The following is an 18,808-nucleotide window of genomic DNA, read 5'->3' on the forward strand; positions in this document are numbered from 1 at the left end:
GGGGGGCGGGGGCGGGGGGCGGCCCGGGGCCTCGCGCGGGTCAGGGTGCCCCGGGACCCGGCCCGCGGCCGGGACCGGGGTCCTCGCCCCGGCCGCGGCGGGGTCGGCGCGGACGCCAGGGCGGGCGGGGCCGGTCCCACGTCGGCAGGCGCACGTTCCACTCGCCGGCCCCGGGCAGGCGCCACCCCCGGCGCCGGGCGAGGACGGTGACCGTCGCGGCGGTGAGGATCGCCGCGGCCATGCCCCAGGTAGGCCGGCCCAGGGCGTGCAGGACCGCCATCTCGGCGCTGCCGATCACCGCCCCCGTGGCGTAGAGGGTGTTGCCGCCGAAGATCATCGGCACCCGCCCCACGGCGACGTCGCGGATCATGCCGCCGCCCACGGCGGTGATCACCCCGATCATCACGGCCGGCAGCCAGCTCAGTCCGACGTCGAGGGCCTTGGCGGTGCCCGTGGCCGCCCAGCAGCCCACGGCCAGGGCGTCGGCCACGACCAGCACGCGGCGGGTCCACCGGCCGCGCAGCTGCAGGAAGTACGCGATGGCGGCCCCGGCGATGGCCGTGCCGAGGTAGGCGGGGTTGGTCAGCGCCACGGGGAAGCCCACCTGCAGCAGGGTGTCCCGCAGCAGCCCGCCGCCCAGCGCGGAGACGACGGCGAGGAACAGGAAGCCGACCGGGTCCATCCGCAGCTGGCGCGCCACCGCCCCGCCCAGCACGCCGTTGGTCAGCACGCCCAGCAGGTCGACGGCGTCGAACACGACGCTCGGATCCGTACTCCCCACGACCACCTCATCCACGGCACACCGACGCCCGAGGGTAGCACCCGGGCCGCTCCCGCCCGGAGGGCGTGCTCAGAGGAAGGGTCGCAGCGGCACCAGGACGGTCTCGGCGAACCACGCCGCGGGGGGCCGTCCGTCCCACTGCCCGGCGGTGAGCTCCCGGCAGTTCTCGCTGTCGGCGGCGAAGACCGCCTCCATGTCCGCGGCGAAGTCGTGGTCGTGGATCTCCAGGTTCGTCTCGTAGTTGAAGCCCAGGCTCAGCCGGTCGATGTTGGCGGTGCCCACGATCGACCACTGCCCGTCGATGGTGGCGGTCTTGGCGTGGATCATGGCGTTGCGGTAGAGCAGCACGGTGATGTCCTCGGCCAGCAGCGTGGAGTAGAAGCCCCGGGAGAGCCAGTCGGCGAGCACGTGGTTGGAGTTCTCGGGCAGGATCACGCGCACGTCCACCCCGCGCCGGGAGGCCCCGATCAGGGCGGCGAGGATCTGCTGGTCGGGGATGAAGTAGGCGGTGGTCAGGTAGATGTGGTCCGTGGCGCGGTGGATCGCGTCGAGGTAGACGCCGCGGATCGGGTACACGAGGCTGGCCGGGATGTTGTTGATCGCCCGCACCCGGGAGTCCCAGGAGCCCGGGTTCACGTGCGGCAGCTTGGGCCGCCGCGCGGAGGGGTGGTTCCAGACCGAGGCGAAGGAGTGGCCGAGCTCGAAGGCCGCGGGCCCGGTGAGCCGCACGTGGGTGTCCCGCCACTGCGTGGCGTAGAGCGAGCCGATGTTGTACCCGCCCACGAAGCCGACCTCCTGGTCGACGACCAGCAGCTTCCGGTGCGTCAGCCCGGTGGCCTGCAGCGGGCTGAGCAGCAGGCGGGGGCGCAGCACGGGGAACCGGTAGACCTGCACGTCGGGGTGGAAGCGGTAGAAGGAGTGCGGGACCACCAGGTTGCCGAAGCCGTCGTACATCACGTGCACCCGGACGCCGCGGGCGGCGGCGTCGTTGACGGCCTCCAGGAAGGCCCGGCCGACCTCGTCGTCCTTCCAGATGAAGGTCTCCAGCAGCACCTGCCGCTGCGCGCCGCGGATCGCGGCGAGCATGTCCCGGTAGAGGTCCTCCCCGTAGGTGTACACCGTGGTCCCGGTGTCCGCGACCGTGTGCTCGAAGGTGCCGGGGCGCGGGAAGCCGGAGCGCTGGGCCCGCTGCCGGCGCTTGATCGCGTCGGCGGCCACGAGGGTGGCCACCACCGCGGCCTGGACGGCGACCATGCCCACGACCGACCGGACGGCGAGGGAGCGGAGCATGCGGGGGCCCGTGGCGCGAGGGGACGTCATCCGCCCAGCGTACCGGGGCGCTCCCGCCCCGGTGCCGGCGGCGCCCCTCCCGGAGCGCCCGGCAGGCGGGCACCGCCGCCACGAGGTGCTCCAGGGAGGCCCCGGGCGTCGTCCCGCGCTGCTCAGGCGGGCAGCAGGTCCGGCAGGGACGCCGGCCGGTGCGGCACGCGCGGCAGGTCCACGCGCTCGAGCAGGTCCAGGGCGGCCCGGTGCTCGTTGACGGTGTAGAGGTGCAGCCCGGGCGCCCCGGCGTCCAGGGCCGCGCGGGCGAGGCGGGTCGCGAAGGCCACGCCCGCCCGGTGCCGCTCGGCGGGGCCGGCGGCGTCCTCCAGGGCCGCGGCCAGGCTCGGGTGGGTCCGGAGTCCGGCGCGCCGGCACAGCGCGGCCAGCCGTCGGGGGTCCGTGACCGGCATGATCCCCGGCACGATCGGGATCGTCACCCCGGCGGCGCGGGTCGAGGCCACGAGGCGCTCGTAGCGCTGCGGGCGGAAGTAGACCTGCGTGATCGCGAAGTCCGCCCCGGCGCGCTGCTTGGCCAGCAGCACCTCGACGTCGTGGCGGGAGGACGGCGACTCGGGGTGCCGGGTCGGGTAGGCGGCCACGCCCACGGCGAGCCGGTCGCCGGCGAGGGACGCGGTGTGGCGCTGCTCGACCTCGCGCACGAGCTCCACCAGGTCCCCGGCGTGGGCCGGCTCGCCGGGCGCGGCGCCGGGCTCCAGGTCCCCGCGCAGGGCCAGGACGCCCCGGACGCCGCGGTGGAGCAGGGCCGTGACGGTCTCCTCCAGCTCGGCCCGTGTGCTGCCCACGCACGTGAGGTGCGCCAGGGGCCGCAGGCCGGTGCGGGCCACGAGGTGGTCGAGCAGCGCGAGCGAGCCGGCCCGCCGCGGGGCGTCCCCGCTGTACGTGACAGCGACGTGGTCGGGGCGGGTGGGCTCGAGCTCCTCGATGGTCCGCAGCAGCGCCTCGGCGCTCGCCGCACAGCGCGGCGGACGGAGCTCGTAGGACAGCGACGGCGGCGCCGTCCGGTCGGGTGGTCGTCTCACAGAACCTCCTGGGGTCACCCCGAGGGAGGGCGCCGGCCGTCCCGGGACGGACCCGGGAGGCTGCGACAGCTCCATCGGTCCTGGCGGGAGCACCGTTCCGCGGCCCCGTGGGGCTGCGGATGGTTGCTGCGGCGTCGACGAGCCAGGTCTCTCAGCCGCTCTGGATAGATGCAGGACCCATTCCAGCGGGTGACCCGGGCGGGGGCCAAGCCCGGCGGCGCGGAAGACGCCGGTGCGCCGATCGTGACGGCGGGCGCGTCACGCGGCGCAACATCGACGCCGGGCGACGCGCGTCCCGGGCGGCCCGGCGCGGTGCGCACCGGTTCGCGCCCCGGCCGCTCCCGGCCATAATGAACGTGCCCCCGCCGCCCGGACCCCAGGAACGAGACCCCATGCCCAGTTCGCCCCGCATCGTCGCGGTCGTGCCGTGCCACAACGAGGAGGCCGCGATCGCGAAGGTCGTCACCGACCTGCACGCCACGGTCCCCGGCATCGAGGTCCACGTCTACGACAACTGCTCGACCGACGGCACCGCCGAGGCGGCCCGGCGGGCCGGCGCGCACGTGCGGCACGAGGAGGAGAAGGGCAAGGGCAACGTGGTGCGGCGGGCCTTCGCGGACCTCGACGCCGACGTCTACCTGCTCATCGACGGCGACGACACCTACGACGTCGCCGACGCGCCCAGGATGATCGCGACCCTGCTGGCGGGTCCCTACGACCACGTGCTCGGGGTGCGCCGCCAGGTCAGCGGCACCGCCTACCGGGCCGGCCACGAGTCCGGCAACCGGTTCTTCAACACCCTCGTCACCTTCGCCTTCCGCCGGCAGGTCACCGACATGCTCAGCGGCTACCGGGTCTTCTCGCGGCGCTTCGTGAAGTCCTTCCCGGCGCTGTCCCGCGAGTTCGAGATCGAGACCGAGCTGACCGTCCACGCGGTCAACGCCCGCGTGCCGCAGACCGAGGTGGAGGTGGGCTTCCGCGACCGGGCCGAGGGCAGCGAGAGCAAGCTGCGGACCTACCACGACGGCTTCCGGATCCTGGGCATCTTCGCCCAGCTGCTCTTCCAGGAGCGGCCCTTCCTGGTCACCGGCGCCGTCTCGTGCGCGCTGTTCCTGCTCGGCCTGGTCCTGGGCCTGCCCGTGGTGGTGGAGTTCGCGGCCACCGGGCTGGTGCCCCGCTTCCCGACGGCGTTCCTGGCCGCGACCCTCGTGGTCCTGGCCGGGGTGTTCCTGCTGATGGGCGTCCTGCTGCACGGGCAGGCGAGGATCCGCCGGGAGACCTCCCGGCTGTTCTACCTGCGCCAGCCCGCCCCGCCGTGGAGCGGGGCGGCCGGGGCGGACCGTCCCCTGCCGCCCGCCGCGCAGGAGCGCCGGTGGGCCCGGTGATCCCGGCGGGCACCGGCGACCGCCTGGCCCCGCTGCGCCCCTGGCTCCAGGGCCTGGGCATGCTGGTGGTCCTGCAGTTCGCCCTCTTCGGGCTGCTCGTGGTGGGCCAGGCCGTGCCGGACCGGCCCGTCGTCGAGCACCTCCTCGCCGCGGTCGAGGACGGCACCTACGGCCCGCACGGCACCGTCGACCGGATGGGCACCCCGGCGGACACCTTCACCGAGTGCGTGGTCGCGGGCACGGGCCTGGGCGCGTCCCCGGAGGAGTCCGCGTTCAGCCGGGCCGTCCGGATGCCCCGGATCGCCACCTGCGGCGGCGGGCCGGAGCAGCTCCGGGCCATCGCCGACGGGGCCGTGCTCGAGGACAACGACTACTTCAAGTACTGGGCCGGCTACACGGTGCTCACCCGCCCCGTGCTGGCCGTGGCGGGGCTGGAGGGGCTGCGGATCGTCTCGGGCACCCTCATGGTGGTCGCCCTGGCCGGGGCGTTCCTCGCCCTGCGCGCCCGGACCTCCACCGCCGTGGGGCTGGCCCTCGTGCTGCCCTACGTCGCGGGGACGAACCTGCTGTCCACCCCCTCGACCTCCTTCAGCCAGTCGATCTCCATCGCGTTCATCTTCCTGTCGGTGCTCCTCGCCACGCTCGGGGCCGGCCGTTCGGTCCGGCTGGGCTGCGCGGGCGCCGCCCTGGGCGCCGCGCTCTTCTGCTTCGTCGACCTCCTGACCACTCCCGCCGTCCCGTGGGCGATGTCCGCCTTCGCCGTGGGGGCGGTGACGTGGTCCCGCCGCCGTGAGCTGCGGGCCGTGGGCGCGGCGGTGCTGCTGGCCGGCGCGGTCTGGCCGGTGGCCTTCGCCGTCACCTGGGCGGCCCGGTGGGTGATCGCCGGCGCCTTCCTGGGCGTCCCGGCCACCGTGGAGGTGGTGCGCCGCAACGTGGGCAACCGGACCGGAGGGGACCACGCGGGGGTCTCGGAGGCCTTCGGCGCGGGGGTGCGCGCCAACATCGACTACTGGTGGACCAGGGTCCCCACCGCGGAGCTCGTGCTGGCCGGCTGCCTGCTGGCGGCGGTGGTGGGCCTGGTCCTGGCCCACCGGCGCGGCGGGCCGTCCCGCTGGGCGCTCGCGCTGGTCCTGGCCCTGCCCGCGGCCGCGGTGCCCGTCTGGTACGCCGTGCTCAGCAACCACTCCCAGATCCACGCGTTCTTCGTCAACCGCGGGGTGCCCGCCGCGCTCGCCGTCATCACGGCCGCGTGCCTGGCCGCCGCCGCCGGCCCCCGCCCGGCGCCGGCCGCCGCCCACGCCGGGCAGCGGCGCGAGCCGGCGGCCCCGCGGGAGGAGACGGAGGGGCGTCACGATCCGGTCTCGAAGGTGGCCGCACCGGCCCGGCGGGCGTAGCCTTGAACAACCAGAAGGTTGATCAAGGAATGCGTTGACAAACACCGTGGGCCCCGACGACGACGCCCTGCTCGACCGGGCCTTCCTGGCCCTCGCCGACCCGGTCCGCCGGCGGATCGTCGCCCGGCTCAGCCGGGGCCCGGCCACGGTCACCGAACTGGCGGAACCCTTCGAGATCTCCAAGCAGGCGGTCTCGAAGCACATCCAGGTCCTCGAGCAGGCGCAGCTCGTCACGCGCACCCGTGACGCCCAGCGGCGGCCCGTCCACCTGGACCCCGCACGGCTGGAGGCGCTCACCGCCTGGATCGACCGGTACCGGCTGGTCCGGGAGGAGCAGTTCCGCCGCCTCGACGCCGTGCTCGAGACCCGCGCCGCACCCCGCGGCGCGCACCGCGAGGAGAGCACCATGGGACACGCCCTGCACCTGACCGTCCCCGACGACGAGCCGTACATCGACTTCCAGCGGGACTTCGACGTCCCCGTGGCGGAGCTCTACCGCGCCCACGCCGACCCCGAGCTGTTCCGGCAGTGGATCGGCCCGCGGGGGCTGGTCACCCGGATCGACGGCTTCGACTTCCGCGCCGGCGGCGCCTACCGCTTCGTCCAGCGCGGCGAGGACAGCGCCGAGGAGTACGCCTTCCGCGGCGTCTTCCACACGGTGCGCGAGAACGAGCTGGTCGTCCAGACCTTCGAGTACGAGGGCTGGCCCGACGCGGTCGACCTCGAGTACCTGCACTTCGAGGACCTGGGCGGCGGACGGTGCCGGCTGCGCGGGCACACCGTCCACGCCTCCCGGGAGGCCCGCGACGGGATGGTCGGCTCCGGCATGGAGAAGGGCATGGCGGAGGGCTACGAGCGGCTCGAGGAGCTGCTGGCCGGGCTGCTCGGCGGACAGGGCGGCTGAGCGTGGACTGGACCCTCGAGGTGGTGCTGGTGCCGGTGCGCGACGTCGACCGGGCCGTGGAGTTCTACCGCGACCAGGTCGGCTTCCGCCTCGACCACCACACCACCACCGAGCAGATGGACATCGCCCAGCTCACCCCGCCCGGGTCCGGCTGTTCGATCGTGGTGGGCAACCTCCCCGCCCACCGGGAGATGGCCCCCGGGTCCCTGCGCGGGCTCCAGCTGGTGGTCGCGGACGCCCGGGCCGCCCGGGAGGAGCTGCTGTCCCGGGGGGTGGAGGCCGGCGGCATCACGGTGCTCGACGCACGGGACGGCGGCACGGTCTTCGGCTTCAGCGACCCCGACGGCAACTCGTGGACGGTCCAGGAGCTGCGGGTCCGCGCCGAGCGGCCGCTGATCCCGCCCGGGCACCGCCTCTGACCCGGTCCGCCCCGGCGGGCGCGCCGGGCCGGGCGCTCCGGGCGGGTCGGTGTCGGTCCGGGCGGGTCAGTCCGGGCGGGCGTGCTCGGCCCGGCGGCCGAGCAGCCTCGAGGCCAGCGCGATGAGCAGGACCAGCCCCGCGGTGAGCAGCAGCTGACCCCGCACGGCGTCGTCGAGCAGGCCGAGCAGCAGGATGCCGGCGAGGATCGCCAGGGCCAACCAGGACAGCCACGGGAACGCCCACATCTGCAGCGGCAGCTCGGTCCCGTCCCGGTCCGCGCGGCGGCGCAGCACGATCTGGGAGACCAGGGCGAGCCCCCACACCACCAGGCAGGTGGCGCCGACCGTGTTGAGCATCCACAGCAGCACGGTCTCCGGCCACAGATAGTTCAGCACCACGGCCCCGAAGCCGAAGGCCACGGAGACGAGCACCGCGGTCCGGGGCACCCCGCGGGCGGAGACGTCGGCGAAGGCCCGCGGGGCCGAGCCGCGGCGGGCCAGGGAGTACAGCATCCGGGACGAGCCGTAGACGTTGGCGTTGAGCGCCGAGAGCAGCGCCAGGATGATGATCACGGCCATCACCACGTCGGCGCCCGGCACCCCGGCGGTCTCCAGCACGGCCACGAAGGGACTCACCGAGAGCTGCTCGTCGTCCCACGGCAGCACCAGCACCATCACGGTCACCGCACCCACGTAGAAGACGAGGATCCGGACCAGGATGGTGCGCACGGCGCGCGCCACGTTGTGCTGCGGGTCCTCGGTCTCCGCGGCCGCGATCGTCACCAGCTCCGTGCCGCCGAACGCGAAGATCACCACGAGCAGCGCGGCGGCGACCCCGGTGAGCCCGTTGGGCAGGAAGCCGCCGTGCGCGGTGAGGTTGCCGAGCCCGGGCGAGGGCACGCCGGTCAGGCCCAGCAGCACGGCCAGGCCGACCCCCAGGAACGCCAGCACGGCGAGCACCTTCATCAGGGCGAACCAGAACTCGGTCTCCCCGAGGGTGCGCACCTTCACCAGGTTGACCGCCGTGAACACCACCATGAACAGCAGCGCCAGCACCCACTGCTCGGCCACCGGCCACAGCTCCGTCAGCAGCTGGGCCGCCGCCGTGGCCTCCGCAGCGACCACCACCACGATCTGCGCCCACCACAGCCAGCCGAGGGTCCGGCCCACGGTGCGGCCCATGGCGTTCTCGGCGTAGGTGGAGAACGCGCCCGGGGACGGGTCCGCGGCGGCCATCTCGCCCAGCGCCCGCATCACCAGCACGAGCAGCACGCAGGCCACCAGGAAGGACAGCAGCACCGCCGGCCCCGCCGTGCGGATCGCGGCGCCGGTGCCGATGAACAGGCCGGTGCCGATCGCGCTGCCCAGGGCCATCATCACCAGGTGGCGCGCCTTGAGGTGGGTGCCCGGAGCGCTCCCGGACGGTGCGGGCGGGCGCGGCGGGCCGGACTCGGCCCGGGTCCAGGAGGAAGGGGAACTCATGGGCATCCAGGGTATCGGACCGCGGCGCTGCCGGGCGGCGGGCCCGGATGCGTGCTCCCGGTCACGGACCGCTAGACTTGCACGGTACGAGCCCCTGGGCCTCCATCCTGCCGGCGCGGCGCCGCCTCGAGCGTGCGGACAGGACCGGGTCGACACAGGGGCGTTGTCGTGCCCGGCCGGGGCGAGCCTCCGCCGGGCCCCGCGGGAGAGCTCCCGCGTCATCCAGGCAGGAGAGTCCGTCAATGCCAGCAATCGTGATCGTCGGCGCCCAGTGGGGCGACGAGGGCAAGGGCAAGGCCACCGACCTGCTCGGCGGCCGCGTCGACTACGTGGTCAAGCCCAACGGCGGCAACAACGCCGGGCACACAGTGGTGGTGGGCGGGGACAAGTTCGAGCTCAAGCTCCTGCCGGCGGGGATCCTGAGCCCCAACGCCGTCCCCGTGATCGGCAACGGCGTCGTCGTCAACCCCCAGGCCCTCTTCGAGGAGATCGACGGCCTGGAGGCGCGCGGGGCGGACACCTCGCGGCTGCGGATCTCCGCGAACGCCCACCTCGTGGCCCCCTACCACCAGACCATGGACCAGGTCACCGAGCGCTTCCTCGGCAAGCGGGCGATCGGCACCACCGGCCGCGGCATCGGCCCGGCCTACATGGACAAGGTCGGCCGGCTCGGCATCCGCGTGCAGGACGTCCTGGACGAGTCGATCCTGCGGCAGAAGATCGAGGGGGCGCTGCGGCAGAAGAACGAGCTGCTCGTGAAGCTCTACAACCGCCGGGACATCGACGTCGAGGAGGTCGTGCAGTACTTCCTGGACTACGCCGAGCGGCTCGCCCCGATGATCGTGGACTCCACCTACCTCCTCAACCAGGCGCTCGACGAGGACAAGGTGGTCCTCATGGAGGGCGGCCAGGCCACCTTCCTCGACGTGGACCACGGCACCTACCCGTTCGTGACGTCCTCCAACCCCACCGCGGGCGGGGCGTCCGTGGGCTCGGGCATCGGCCCCACCCGCATCACCCGGGCGATCGGGATCATCAAGGCCTACACCACCCGGGTGGGCGCCGGGCCGTTCCCCACGGAGCTGTTCGACGAGATGGGCGAGCGGCTGCGCACCACCGGCGGCGAGTTCGGCGTGAACACCGGCCGCCCCCGCCGCACCGGCTGGTACGACGCCGTGATGGCCCGCCACGCCTCCCGGATCAACGGCTTCACCGACTACTTCCTCACCAAGCTCGACGTCCTCACCGGCATCGAGAAGATCCCGGTGTGCGTGGCCTACGACGTCGACGGCGTGCGGCACGACGAGATGCCGATGACCCAGACGGAGTTCCACCACGCCAAGCCGATCTTCGAGCACTTCGACGGCTGGACGGAGAACATCACCGGCTGCCGCTCCCTGGCGGACCTGCCGGCCAACGCCCGCGCCTACGTGGAGGCGCTCGAGTCGATGAGCGGCACCCGGATGTCCGCGATCGGCGTGGGCCCGGACCGCGACGACACCATCGTGGTCCGCGACCTCATCGACTGACCCCTTCCGCGCCGGGGCGGGGGCGAGGCGTCAGACGAGGACGAGCACCACCCAGACGCCGAGCGCGCCCAGCGCCACCACGGCGAGCGCGGTGGCCAGCACGGCCCCGGCCTCCGGGGCCGACTCCTCGCGGGCGATCCCGCGGGCGCTGCGCGCGTACCGCGGCCGCTGGGTCAGGTAGATGCTCCCGGCGGTGAGCACCGCCAGCCCGAGGAGCACCAGCACGAACGGCCCGTGCTGGGGGAGCCAGCGCAGGAAGAGCGCCGAGACCACCACGAAGGACAGCAGGGTCCGCCCCCAGGCCATGGTGGTCCGCTCCGGCTGCAGGCCCCGGTCCGCGTGCGGGCGCGCCGGCGGCGGGGCGGGCCGGCGGCTCCGTGGGCGCGGCACCTCAGCCCCGCAGGACGACGACGACGAGCACGCCCGCCGCGATCGCCCCGCCCACCGCGAGCACCGGCGCGATCAGCGGCAGGGGCAGCGGGGCCCGGCGCCGCATGCTCCGCTCGACGCCGATCCAGCGGAACGCGGCGCCCGCGCTGACCAGCATGCTCAGCACCAGCAGGACGACCGCGAGGAACGTGCGGACGCCCTCCTCGAACACGTCCGCGGTGAACGCCTCGATCGCGATGCCGCCGGCCAGGAACGCGAGCGCGGTCCGGATCCAGGCGAGGAACGTGCGCTCGTTGGCCAGGGTGAACCGGGGGTCGGGGTCCTCCCCGCCGCCGAGCACCCGCTCGGCCAGCCGGCGCCGTCCCGGGGGTCCCGGCTGCTCGCCCATTCGTCCGCCCTCCGCTCGCCCGGTCTCTGCACGGCCCATCCTGTCACGGGGTCCCGCCCGCGCCGGGAGCCCCCGGCGCCGGCCCCCCTGATCCACCCGCGCCACCGGGGAGCGCTGCCCGTGGCGGACGGGGAGCCCCTCCCCGGGCGGTCCCCGCCCGCGCGCGGCGGCGGATACAGTGGGCGCAGCGGCGCCGCCGGCGCACCGCGCCGGGCGCCCCGGACCCGCCGCCGCACCGAGGAGAGACCGTGAAGATCGCCGTCGGACAGTTCGCCCCCGCCGCGGACACGGCCGAGAACCTGCAGACCATGCGCCGGATGACCGAGCAGGCCGCCGCCGCCGGCGCGGAGCTCGTCGTGTTCCCCGAGGAGGCCATGTTCTCCGAGCGGCTCATCGGGGAGGAGTTCGAGGAGCTGGTGCTGCGCGGGTGGTCCGGCTTCGTCCAGCAGCTGTCCTTCCTCGCCGCGCGAACGGGCGTGGCCGTGATCGCCGGGGGCTACGAGACCTCCGCCGACGGCCGGCCCTACAACACGCTCGTTGCCGTGGACGGGCGGGGCGCGATCCTCGGGACGTACCGCAAGCTCCACCTCTACGACGCCTTCAGCCACCGGGAGTCCGACCGGATCCGGCCCGGGGACAAGGGCGTGACCGTGGTGCGGATCGGCGGGCTCGCGGTGGGCATGATCACCTGCTACGACCTGCGCTTCCCCGAGATCTGCCGCGCCGTGGTGGACGCCGGGGCGCAGCTGCTGACCGTGCCCGCCGCCTGGTTCGCCGGGGAGCACAAGGTGGACCACTGGCAGGCGCTGCTCAAGGCCCGCGCGATCGAGAACACCGTCTGGGTGGCGGCGGCGGACACCTGTGCCGCGCACACGGTCGGGCGCTCCGCGGTCCTGGACCCGCTCGGCGTGGTCGTGGCCGAGGCCGGGGAGGAGGAGACGGTGCTCCTCGCCGAGGTCACCGCGGAGCGCATCGACGCGGTGCGCGAGACCGTGCCCGTGCTCGCCAACCGCCGGTTCGGCCCGGCCCCGCTGCTGCCCGCCGACGATGCCTGAGGCAGCGGCCACCGCGGCCCCGGCCCCGGGGCGGGCTCCCGAGGACACGGTCCGCCCCGGACTGCGTCCCCGCACCGTGGTGGCGCTGTTCGCGGGGCTGTCCCTGCTCTTCGGCACGGTCTTCGCCCTGATGGTGCCCGCGGCCTGGGGCCCGGACGAGCACACCCACTTCAAGCGCGCCTACCAGGTCTCCCAGGGCGGGTTCGCCCCCCAGCGCCTCGCCGACGACGGCCCCTATCCCGTCTACGGCGGCGCCGTGCCCGCCACCGCCCAGCAGTTCATGGCCGAGCACGCCGGGGCGCCCCGGTCCAAGGAGCGCAACTCCGACCCGCTGTACGTCGCGACCGAGGAGCGCGCGCGGGCGCTCGCGGCACCGCTGGGCGGCGAGCACGTGCTGACGTCCTTCTCCAACACCGCGGCGTACTCGCCGGTGCCCTATCTGCCCGCGGCCCTGGGGGCGCGGATCGCCGCCGCCGCGGAGCTCGACGTCGGCACGGCCTGGACCCTGATGCGGATGCTGCAGGTGCTCGCCTACACGGCCGTGGCCGCCGTGGGGCTCTGGGCCCTGCGCGGCACCCGCTTCCTGTGGGTCGGCTTCTGCGTGGCGCTGCTGCCCACCGCCCTCTACCAGTCGGCGGTGATCTCGGCGGACTCGGTGACCAACGCCGTGGTGCTGACCTTCACCGCGCTCGTGCTGCGCGCGACCGTGCTGGACCGCTCCGGGGCGCCCCTCACCCGGGTGGAGCTGGGGACCGTGCTGGTGAGCGCGGTCGCCCTGCCGCTGATGAAGCCCACCTACGTCATCCTCTCCCTGCTGCTGCTGGCCGTCCCGCTGCGGAGGTACCCGCTGCCCCGCCGCCGGGACGGGCGGCCGGTGGCGGCCTCCCTCCTGCTCACCGGGTGCCTGCTGCTGACGCTGGCGGGCTTCGCGGGGTGGATGTCGCTGGCGGCCGGGACCACCGAGGCGATGGGGGCGCTGCGGGGCCCGGCGGAGCGGCACACGGTGCGGCCCGACGACCAGCTGGCCTTCGTGCTGAGCGAGCCGGTGGCCGTGCTGGGGATCGCCGCGCGGACGGTCCTCACCGCGGACTGGGACTACGCGGCCGGCTTCGTCGGTCAGATGGGCTACGGGCCCGGGCGGACCATCGACGGTCCCTTCGTCGGCGCGGTGTGCTGGCTCGTCGCCGTGGGCGCCGCGTTCTTCCACGGCCCCCGCGGGGTGGCCTCGCGCCGGGTCGCGGCGTGGTTCGCGGGGGTGCTGCTGCTCAACGTCGCGGCGATCTTCGGCACGCTCTACCTGAGCTTCGCCCCGGTGGAGTCCGGGATCGTCAACGGCGTGCAGGGCCGCTACTTCGTCCCGCTCGCCCTGCTGCTGCTCGGCACGCTGGTGCCGCTGGTGCCCGCCCGGTTCCCCGCCACCCCGGCGGGCCTGCGCCGGGTGGACACCGTGGTCCTCGTGCTCGTGCCGCTCTCGGCCGTGCTGGCCGTGGCCGGCTACGCCACCGTGGTGCACATCACCGGCCACTACGCCCTGCCCTGACCGGCCGCACCGAGAACCCGGCCGCACCGACGACCCGGCCGCACCGACGACCTCACCGCACCGACGACCTCCGGAGGACCTCGTGGACGACGACCGACCCGATTTCCCGCAGCACCCGGACCGCCCCGGCGGAGCGACCGGCCGCGGCGATGCGCCCGGACCCGGCGGCGCGCCGGTGCCCGGCGGGTCCGCGCCCGCCGGCGGCTACGGCCCGCCGCCCCCGTGGGGCCCGCCCCCGTCGTGGGAGCGCTTCGCCGCGGGCCGCAGTCACGCCGACACCGCGCTGATCCTGGGCATCCTCGGGGTGGTGGTGCTGCCGCTGCTGGGTCCCTTCGCGATCTGGCAGGCCGGCGAGGCCGAGAAGCTCGGCGTCCCGGCCACGCCCGGGCGCGTGCTCGGCTGGATCGGGACGGTGCTGCTCGCCGTCGCCGTGCTGGTGCTCGTCCTGTGGCTGATCGCGGTGGTGTTCCTGATCAGCTCCGGCGGCTGAGCCGGGCCCGGCTCACCAGATGCTGACGCGCTCGGCCTCCGGCAGCCACAGCCCGTCCGCCTCCTCGACGCCGAAGGCCTCGTAGAAGGCGGGCACGTTGCGCACCGTCTGGTTGGCCCGGAACTCGTTCGGGGAGTGCGGGTCGGTGGCGATGCGGTGGCGCAGCGCCTCGTCGCGGGACTTCTGCTGCCACACGTAGGCCCAGGACAGGAACAGCCGCTGCTCGGGGGTGTAGCCGTCGATCAGCTCGTCCGCCCCGGGGGCCCGGTGCTCCGCCCGGGACATCCGCCAGGCCTTGTGCGCGATCGTCAGCCCGCCGAGGTCCCCGATGTTCTCGCCCAGGGTCAGCTCCCCGTTGACGCTCGTGCCCTCCTCCTGCAGCTGCTCCGGGACCAGCCGGTCGTACTGGCGCACCAGCTCCGCGGTGCGCTCCTCGAACGCCTGCCGGTCGGCGTCGGTCCACCAGTTGCGCAGCCGGCCGTCGCCGTCGCAGGTGGAGCCCTTGTCGTCGAAGCCGTGGCCGATCTCGTGGCCGATCACGGAGCCGATCGCGCCGTAGTTGACGGCGTCGTCGGCGTTCTCGTCGAAGAACGGGGGCTGGAGGATCGCGGCCGGGAAGACGATCTCGTTGCGCAGCGGGTGGTAGTAGGCGTTGACCGTCTGCGGGGTCATCAGCCACTCGTGCTTCTCCACCGGCCGCCCGGCCTTCCGGACCAGCTCGGCGAGCCGGAAGTCCGTGGTGCGGACCCGGTTGCCCACGAGGTCCGCGGGGTCGATCCGCAGGGAGGTGTAGTCCTTCCACCGGTCCGGGTAGCCGATCTTCGGGGTGAACTGGGAGAGCTTCTTCAGCGCCTCCTGCCGGGTCTGCTCGGTCATCCAGTCCAGGCCGGTGATCGAGACCCGGTAGGCCTCCAGGAGGTTGGCCACGAGCTCGTCCATCCGCTCCTTGGCGGTGGGGGAGAAGTGGGCGGCCACGTAGAGCTCGCCCACGGCCTCGCCGAGGACCCCGTTGACCAGCTCCACCCCGCGCTTCCACCGGTCCTTCAGCCGAGGGGTCCCGGAGAGCACGGTGCCGTAGAACGCGAAGTCCTCCGCCACGAACGCCGAGGACAGGTAGGAGGCGCGCGCGGAGACCAGGTGCCAGCGGGCCCAGGCCCGCCACGCCGGGAGCAGCTCGTCGGTGAGCAGCTCCTCGACGCCGGTGAAGAAGGACGGCTGGGCGTTGACCACCGTGCGCAGGGCCGTCACGGGCAGCTCCGCGCCCTCGGCGAGCGCGGCCCAGTCCAGGACCGCGGTGGTCCCGGCGAGCTCCTCGAAGCCCATGGGGTTGTACATCCTGGTGAGGTCGCGCACCGTGACCTTGTCCCAGTGGTGGGAGGCGATCCGGGTCTCGAGCTCCACGACGGCGCGGGCCTGCTCCGCGGCGTCCTGCACGCCGGCCAGGGACAGCATGGCGCGCACGTGGTCGTGGTACTTCTCCCGGATCGCGGCGTGCTGGGCGTCCCGGTAGTACTCCTCGTCCGGCAGGCCGAGGCCCGACTGGCCGACGAAGACGAGGTTGCGCTCGGGGTCGCCCGGATCGGCGTCGACGTCGAGGCCCACGAGCCCGCCCACGCCCCGGCGGATCATCCGCCCGAAGTGGCGCACGAGGGCGGGGACGTCGGTCACCGCCTCGACCTCCGCGAGGTCCGGGGCCAGCGGGGAGGCTCCGAGCGCCTCGATCCGCTCCTCGTCCATGAAGGACGCGTAGAGGTTGGCGATCTTGGACTCGATCGCGTCCGGGTCCCCGGCCTCGGCCCGGGTGATGAGCTCGCGCACGGCGGCCTCGGCCTGGTCCCGCAGCTCGATGAACGCTCCCACCGAGGGCTTGTCGTCGGGGATCTCGGTGCGGCGCTGCCAGGTGCCGTTGACGTGCCGGTAGAGGTCGTCCTGGGGGCGGACGGAGCGGTCGAAGCCGGAGAGGTCGAACGCCGAGGAGGTCGCCGTAGAAGTCATGGCCCCCACGCTAACGCCCGTCCGGCGGCGCGGCAGGTCTTTTCCCCGACCGCTTAACCCGTGCCGCCGGGCCGGTGCCGTGCGTCCTGCGCCGCGGCTCAGGCCCGCCCGCCGGTGAAGCGCGGGCGGCGCTTCTGCTGGAACGCGGCGAAGCCCTCGGCGTAGTCGGCGCTGCGGCACAGCTCGCCCTGCACCCGGTTCTCGTGCTCCACGGACTCCCACAGGCCCAGCCGCTCGTCGCGGATCCGCGCCACGAGCTCCCGGGAGGCCAGGAACGCCCCGGTGGCGCCCTCGGCCACCGCGGCGGCCTTCGCCCGGGTGAGCTCCAGCAGCTCCTCGCGCGGCACCGCCCGGCTGAACAGCCCGGAGCGCACGGCCTCGGCACCGCTCATCAGCTCCGCGGTGTAGATCAGGTCCAGGGTCCGGTGGGACCCGAGCCGCTCGGTGAACAGGGCGTGCCCGCCGGAGTCGAGGGTCGCGCCGAGGGTGGCGAAGGGGGAGCCGATCCTGGCGTCCTCGGCCACGTAGACCACGTCGGTGGCGATCGCCAGGCCCAGCCCCACCCCCAGGCACGCCCCCTGCACGGCGGCGAAGGTCGGCGCCGGGAAGCGGCTCATCGTGCGCAGCAGCGGGGTGACCTTCCCGGCGAGGTACCCGTAGGCGTCGTCGGAGGCGGGGTCCACCGCGGAGATGTCCCGGCCGGCGCAGAAGCCGCGGCCCTCACCGCGCAGCACGAGCGCCCGGACGCCGGCCCGCTCGGCCTCGGCGTAGGCCTCGCCCAGCTCCGCGAGGGCGGCCTCGTCCAGGGCGTTCATCTTCCGGGGCGCGTCGAGCACCACCTCGGCCACGGTTCCGTCGATGGTCAGGTCGATCACTGCTGCTCCTCGGAAGGCTGGGGCACGGGGTCGGGCAGGACGCCGGGCCGGGGACAGGGGGACGCGGCGGCCCCGGGGGACGCGTCCCGGGCGCCGCCCGGGACGCGCGGCTCAGGCGTCGAAGTCGACGGCGAACTCCTTCGAGGTCGGCCGGGTCTGGCAGGTGAGGACGTAGCCCTTCTCGACCTCGTCCTTCTCCAGGGCGTAGTTCTCCTCCATCTCGAACTCCCCGGAGACCACCTTCGCGCGGCACGTGCCGCACACCCCGCCGGCGCACGCGAACGGCACGTCGGGCCGGACCCGCAGCGCCGCGTTGAGCACGGTCTCGTGGGCGCTCCTCGGGGACTCGATCGTGCTGGAGAGCCCGTCGAGGTTGAAGGTGATCGCGACGTTCTCGCCCGAGGGGTCGGCCGTCACCGCCCGGCCCTGCTGGCCCTGCGGGGCCTCGGGGCGGCCGGTGCTGAAGAGCTCGAAGCGGATCCGGTCCTCGGGCACGCCGCGCTCGGCGAGGTGGTCCCGGCACATCTGCACCAGCTCGAAGGGCCCGCACAGGAACCACTCGTCGGTGCGGTCCACCTGGATCACCTCGTCCAGGATGTCGCGGAGCTTGTCGGCGTCGATCCGCCCGGACATCAGGGGGCTGATCCGCTGCTCGCGGGAGAGCACGTGGTGGACCGCCAGGCGGGACGGGTGCTTGTCCTTGAGGTCGCCCAGCTCCTCGGCGAACATCACGTCCATGGCGGAGCGGTTGGCGTAGACGAGGTCGAAGGTGGAGGTCGGGGAGGCCCGCAGCACCGCCTTGGCGATGGCCATGATCGGGGTGATCCCGGAGCCGGCGGCGAAGGCCACGAGGTGCACCGACGCGTTCCGGGCGACCTCCTCGGCGGCGAGCCGCTCGGGGTCGTTGAGGCTGGTGAGCCCCAGCTTGGAGATGAACGCGCCCTGCGGGTTCATCACGTCCAGCCGGTCCCCGGCGCGCAGCGACTCGTTCGCCCAGGTGGAGAACACCCCGCCGAGGTCCTGCTTGATCGCCACCCGGATCTCGCCCGGCTCCGGCTCCGCGCAGATCGAGTAGGACCGGCGGACCTCCTGGCCGTCGATGCGGGCGCGCAGCGCCACGTACTGGCCCGGCACGTAGTCGTAGTCGTCCACGAGCTCCGGGGGGACCGCGAAGGCGACCTCGACCGAGTCCGCCGTGAGCCTGCGGACCTGGGAGACCTCCAGGGAGTTGAACGTGGCCCGGCGCCGGGCCGGGGCGGTGATCTCGGTCATCAGTGCACCTTGAAGTAGTCGAAGGGTTCCAGGCACTCGTTGCAGACGTGGAGCGCCTTGCAGGCGGTGGACCCGAAGCGGGTCAGCTCGCGGGTGTCCAGGGAGTGGCAGCGCGGGCACTTGACGGTGAGCCCGAGCCGGACGGGGCCGGCGGCGGCCCGGCCGCTGGGCGGGGCGATGCCGTACTCGTCGAGCTTGCGCCTGCCGTCCTCGCTCATCCAGTCCGTGGTCCACGCCGGCTGCAGCACGAGTTCGACCCGCACGTCGTCGTAGCCCTGCGCGTTGAGCGCCCGGGTGACGTCCGTGGTGATGGTCTCCATCGCGGGGCACCCGGAGTAGGTCGGGGTGATGACGACGACGGCGCGCCCGCCCTCGACCCGGGCGTCCCGCAGGATGCCGAGGTCGGCGATGGAGAGCACGGGGACCTCCGGGTCGTTCACCGTCGCGGCGACGTCCCAGACGCGGCCGGCGGCCTCGTCCCGGGGACGCAGCTCCCGGCCGGTCACCGTCGTGGTGCCCGTGGGCTCGTGCTCGGTCATCGTCATC

Annotated in this window: 17 protein-coding genes, 2 pseudogenes and 1 riboswitch; of the genes and pseudogenes, 9 read left to right on the forward strand and 10 right to left on the reverse strand. The window is 74.2% G+C overall.

The features are described from left to right. Nucleotides 1-40: 40 nt before the first annotated feature. From ACWCOM_RS08475 to ACWCOM_RS08485, 3 genes are all read right to left on the reverse strand, one after another. On the reverse strand, nt 41-781 hold the full coding sequence (locus ACWCOM_RS08475) for a trimeric intracellular cation channel family protein (protein ID WP_454548303.1): 741 nt from the start codon (nt 779-781) through the stop codon (nt 41-43). Nucleotides 782-850: 69 nt separating this feature from the next. Next, the gene (locus ACWCOM_RS08480; RefSeq protein WP_454548304.1) at nt 851-2,101 is read right to left on the reverse strand and encodes a phospholipase D-like domain-containing protein; all 1,251 of its coding nucleotides are present in this window, start codon (nt 2,099-2,101) and stop codon (nt 851-853) included. 122 nt (nt 2,102-2,223) lie between these two features. Continuing rightward, nucleotides 2,224-3,144 carry a methylenetetrahydrofolate reductase gene (locus ACWCOM_RS08485; protein ID WP_454548305.1) on the reverse strand — a complete coding sequence of 307 codons (921 nt, stop codon included), beginning with the start codon at nt 3,142-3,144 and terminating at the stop codon, nt 2,224-2,226. 68 nt (nt 3,145-3,212) lie between these two features. Continuing rightward, nucleotides 3,213-3,315, reverse strand: a riboswitch (SAM riboswitch). A gap of 221 nt (nt 3,316-3,536) precedes the next feature. Here ACWCOM_RS08485 and ACWCOM_RS08490 point away from each other — a divergent pair. The 5 genes and pseudogenes from ACWCOM_RS08490 (at nt 3,537) to ACWCOM_RS08510 (ending at nt 7,246) form a co-directional block, all read left to right on the forward strand. Next, nucleotides 3,537-4,529, forward strand: a complete 993-nt coding sequence (locus ACWCOM_RS08490; protein WP_454548306.1) for a glycosyltransferase — start codon at nt 3,537-3,539, stop codon at nt 4,527-4,529. Next, nucleotides 4,517-5,923: a hypothetical protein gene (locus tag ACWCOM_RS08495; protein ID WP_454548307.1), complete on the forward strand. Its 1,407-nt coding sequence runs from the start codon at nt 4,517-4,519 to the stop codon at nt 5,921-5,923. Before ACWCOM_RS08490 ends, ACWCOM_RS08495 begins: the two co-directional genes overlap by 13 nt. Nucleotides 5,924-5,969: 46 nt before the next feature. Beyond that, nucleotides 5,970-6,323: pseudogene (locus ACWCOM_RS08500) on the forward strand (ArsR/SmtB family transcription factor); the annotation flags it as partial. A gap of 84 nt (nt 6,324-6,407) precedes the next feature. Next, nucleotides 6,408-6,827, forward strand: a pseudogene (locus ACWCOM_RS08505) (SRPBCC domain-containing protein); the annotation flags it as partial. A 2-nt stretch (nt 6,828-6,829) separates the two neighbouring features. After that, nucleotides 6,830-7,246 carry a VOC family protein gene (locus ACWCOM_RS08510; protein ID WP_454548308.1) on the forward strand — a complete coding sequence of 139 codons (417 nt, stop codon included), beginning with the start codon at nt 6,830-6,832 and terminating at the stop codon, nt 7,244-7,246. A gap of 66 nt (nt 7,247-7,312) precedes the next feature. On the opposite strand, the gene ACWCOM_RS08515 is transcribed toward ACWCOM_RS08510, so the two are convergent. Then, nucleotides 7,313-8,734: an amino acid permease gene (locus ACWCOM_RS08515; RefSeq protein ID WP_454548309.1), complete on the reverse strand. Its 1,422-nt coding sequence runs from the start codon at nt 8,732-8,734 to the stop codon at nt 7,313-7,315. Between the two features lie 236 nt (nt 8,735-8,970). On the opposite strand from ACWCOM_RS08515, the gene ACWCOM_RS08520 reads away from it, so the two are divergent. Beyond that, complete coding sequence (locus ACWCOM_RS08520) at nt 8,971-10,257, forward strand: adenylosuccinate synthase (protein WP_454548310.1); 1,287 nt, start codon at nt 8,971-8,973, stop codon at nt 10,255-10,257. Between the two features lie 30 nt (nt 10,258-10,287). Here the strand turns inward: ACWCOM_RS08520 and ACWCOM_RS08525 are convergent, their stop codons facing one another. After that, a complete protein-coding gene (locus ACWCOM_RS08525; RefSeq protein WP_454548311.1) occupies nt 10,288-10,647 on the reverse strand; it encodes a DUF202 domain-containing protein in 360 nt (119 codons plus the stop codon). A 1-nt stretch (nt 10,648) separates the two neighbouring features. After that, nucleotides 10,649-11,035 carry a YidH family protein gene (locus ACWCOM_RS08530; RefSeq protein ID WP_454548312.1) on the reverse strand — a complete coding sequence of 129 codons (387 nt, stop codon included), beginning with the start codon at nt 11,033-11,035 and terminating at the stop codon, nt 10,649-10,651. 248 nt (nt 11,036-11,283) lie between these two features. On the opposite strand from ACWCOM_RS08530, the gene ACWCOM_RS08535 reads away from it, so the two are divergent. The 3 genes from ACWCOM_RS08535 (at nt 11,284) to ACWCOM_RS08545 (ending at nt 14,120) form a co-directional block, all read left to right on the forward strand. Next, entirely contained in the window at nt 11,284-12,090 is an 807-nt protein-coding gene (locus ACWCOM_RS08535) for a carbon-nitrogen hydrolase family protein (RefSeq protein WP_454548313.1), read from the forward strand. Then, nucleotides 12,083-13,630, forward strand: a complete 1,548-nt coding sequence (locus tag ACWCOM_RS08540; RefSeq protein WP_454548314.1) for a DUF2142 domain-containing protein — start codon at nt 12,083-12,085, stop codon at nt 13,628-13,630. Before ACWCOM_RS08535 ends, ACWCOM_RS08540 begins: the two co-directional genes overlap by 8 nt. An 82-nt stretch (nt 13,631-13,712) precedes the next feature. Further along, complete coding sequence (locus ACWCOM_RS08545; protein WP_454548315.1) at nt 13,713-14,120, forward strand: DUF4190 domain-containing protein; 408 nt, start codon at nt 13,713-13,715, stop codon at nt 14,118-14,120. A 12-nt stretch (nt 14,121-14,132) separates the two neighbouring features. Here ACWCOM_RS08545 and ACWCOM_RS08550 read toward each other — a convergent pair whose 3' ends face one another. From ACWCOM_RS08550 to paaD, 4 genes are all read right to left on the reverse strand, one after another. Further along, nucleotides 14,133-16,115, reverse strand: a complete 1,983-nt coding sequence (locus tag ACWCOM_RS08550; protein ID WP_454548316.1) for a M13 family metallopeptidase — start codon at nt 16,113-16,115, stop codon at nt 14,133-14,135. Nucleotides 16,116-16,213: 98 nt separating this feature from the next. After that, a complete protein-coding gene (locus ACWCOM_RS08555) occupies nt 16,214-16,990 on the reverse strand; it encodes an enoyl-CoA hydratase/isomerase family protein (protein WP_454548317.1) in 777 nt (258 codons plus the stop codon). A gap of 111 nt (nt 16,991-17,101) precedes the next feature. Next, the gene (gene paaE / locus ACWCOM_RS08560; RefSeq protein ID WP_454548318.1) at nt 17,102-18,262 is read right to left on the reverse strand and encodes a 1,2-phenylacetyl-CoA epoxidase subunit PaaE; all 1,161 of its coding nucleotides are present in this window, start codon (nt 18,260-18,262) and stop codon (nt 17,102-17,104) included. Next, a complete protein-coding gene (gene paaD / locus ACWCOM_RS08565) occupies nt 18,262-18,807 on the reverse strand; it encodes a 1,2-phenylacetyl-CoA epoxidase subunit PaaD (RefSeq protein ID WP_454548319.1) in 546 nt (181 codons plus the stop codon). The genes paaE and paaD overlap by 1 nt, the downstream gene beginning before the upstream one ends. Nucleotide 18,808 lies beyond the last annotated feature (1 nt).

The organism is Kocuria sp. KH4 (assembly GCF_053711175.1).

Bases quoted from the DNA above. Each gene is read 5' to 3' on its own strand.
- ACWCOM_RS08480 (WP_454548304.1), bottom strand. From the start codon at position 2,101: ATGACGTCCCCTCGCGCCACGGGCCCCCGCATGCTCCGCTCCCTCGCC.
- ACWCOM_RS08490 (WP_454548306.1), top strand. From the start codon at position 3,537: ATGCCCAGTTCGCCCCGCATCGTCGCGGTCGTGCCGTGCCACAACGAG.
- ACWCOM_RS08515 (WP_454548309.1), bottom strand. From the start codon at position 8,734: ATGCCCATGAGTTCCCCTTCCTCCTGGACCCGGGCCGAGTCCGGCCCG.
- ACWCOM_RS08520 (WP_454548310.1), top strand. From the start codon at position 8,971: ATGCCAGCAATCGTGATCGTCGGCGCCCAGTGGGGCGACGAGGGCAAG.
- ACWCOM_RS08530 (WP_454548312.1), bottom strand. From the start codon at position 11,035: ATGGGCGAGCAGCCGGGACCCCCGGGACGGCGCCGGCTGGCCGAGCGG.
- ACWCOM_RS08540 (WP_454548314.1), top strand. From the start codon at position 12,083: ATGCCTGAGGCAGCGGCCACCGCGGCCCCGGCCCCGGGGCGGGCTCCC.
- ACWCOM_RS08550 (WP_454548316.1), bottom strand. From the start codon at position 16,115: ATGACTTCTACGGCGACCTCCTCGGCGTTCGACCTCTCCGGCTTCGAC.
- paaE (WP_454548318.1), bottom strand. From the start codon at position 18,262: ATGACCGAGATCACCGCCCCGGCCCGGCGCCGGGCCACGTTCAACTCC.
- paaD (WP_454548319.1), bottom strand. From the start codon at position 18,807: ATGACGATGACCGAGCACGAGCCCACGGGCACCACGACGGTGACCGGC.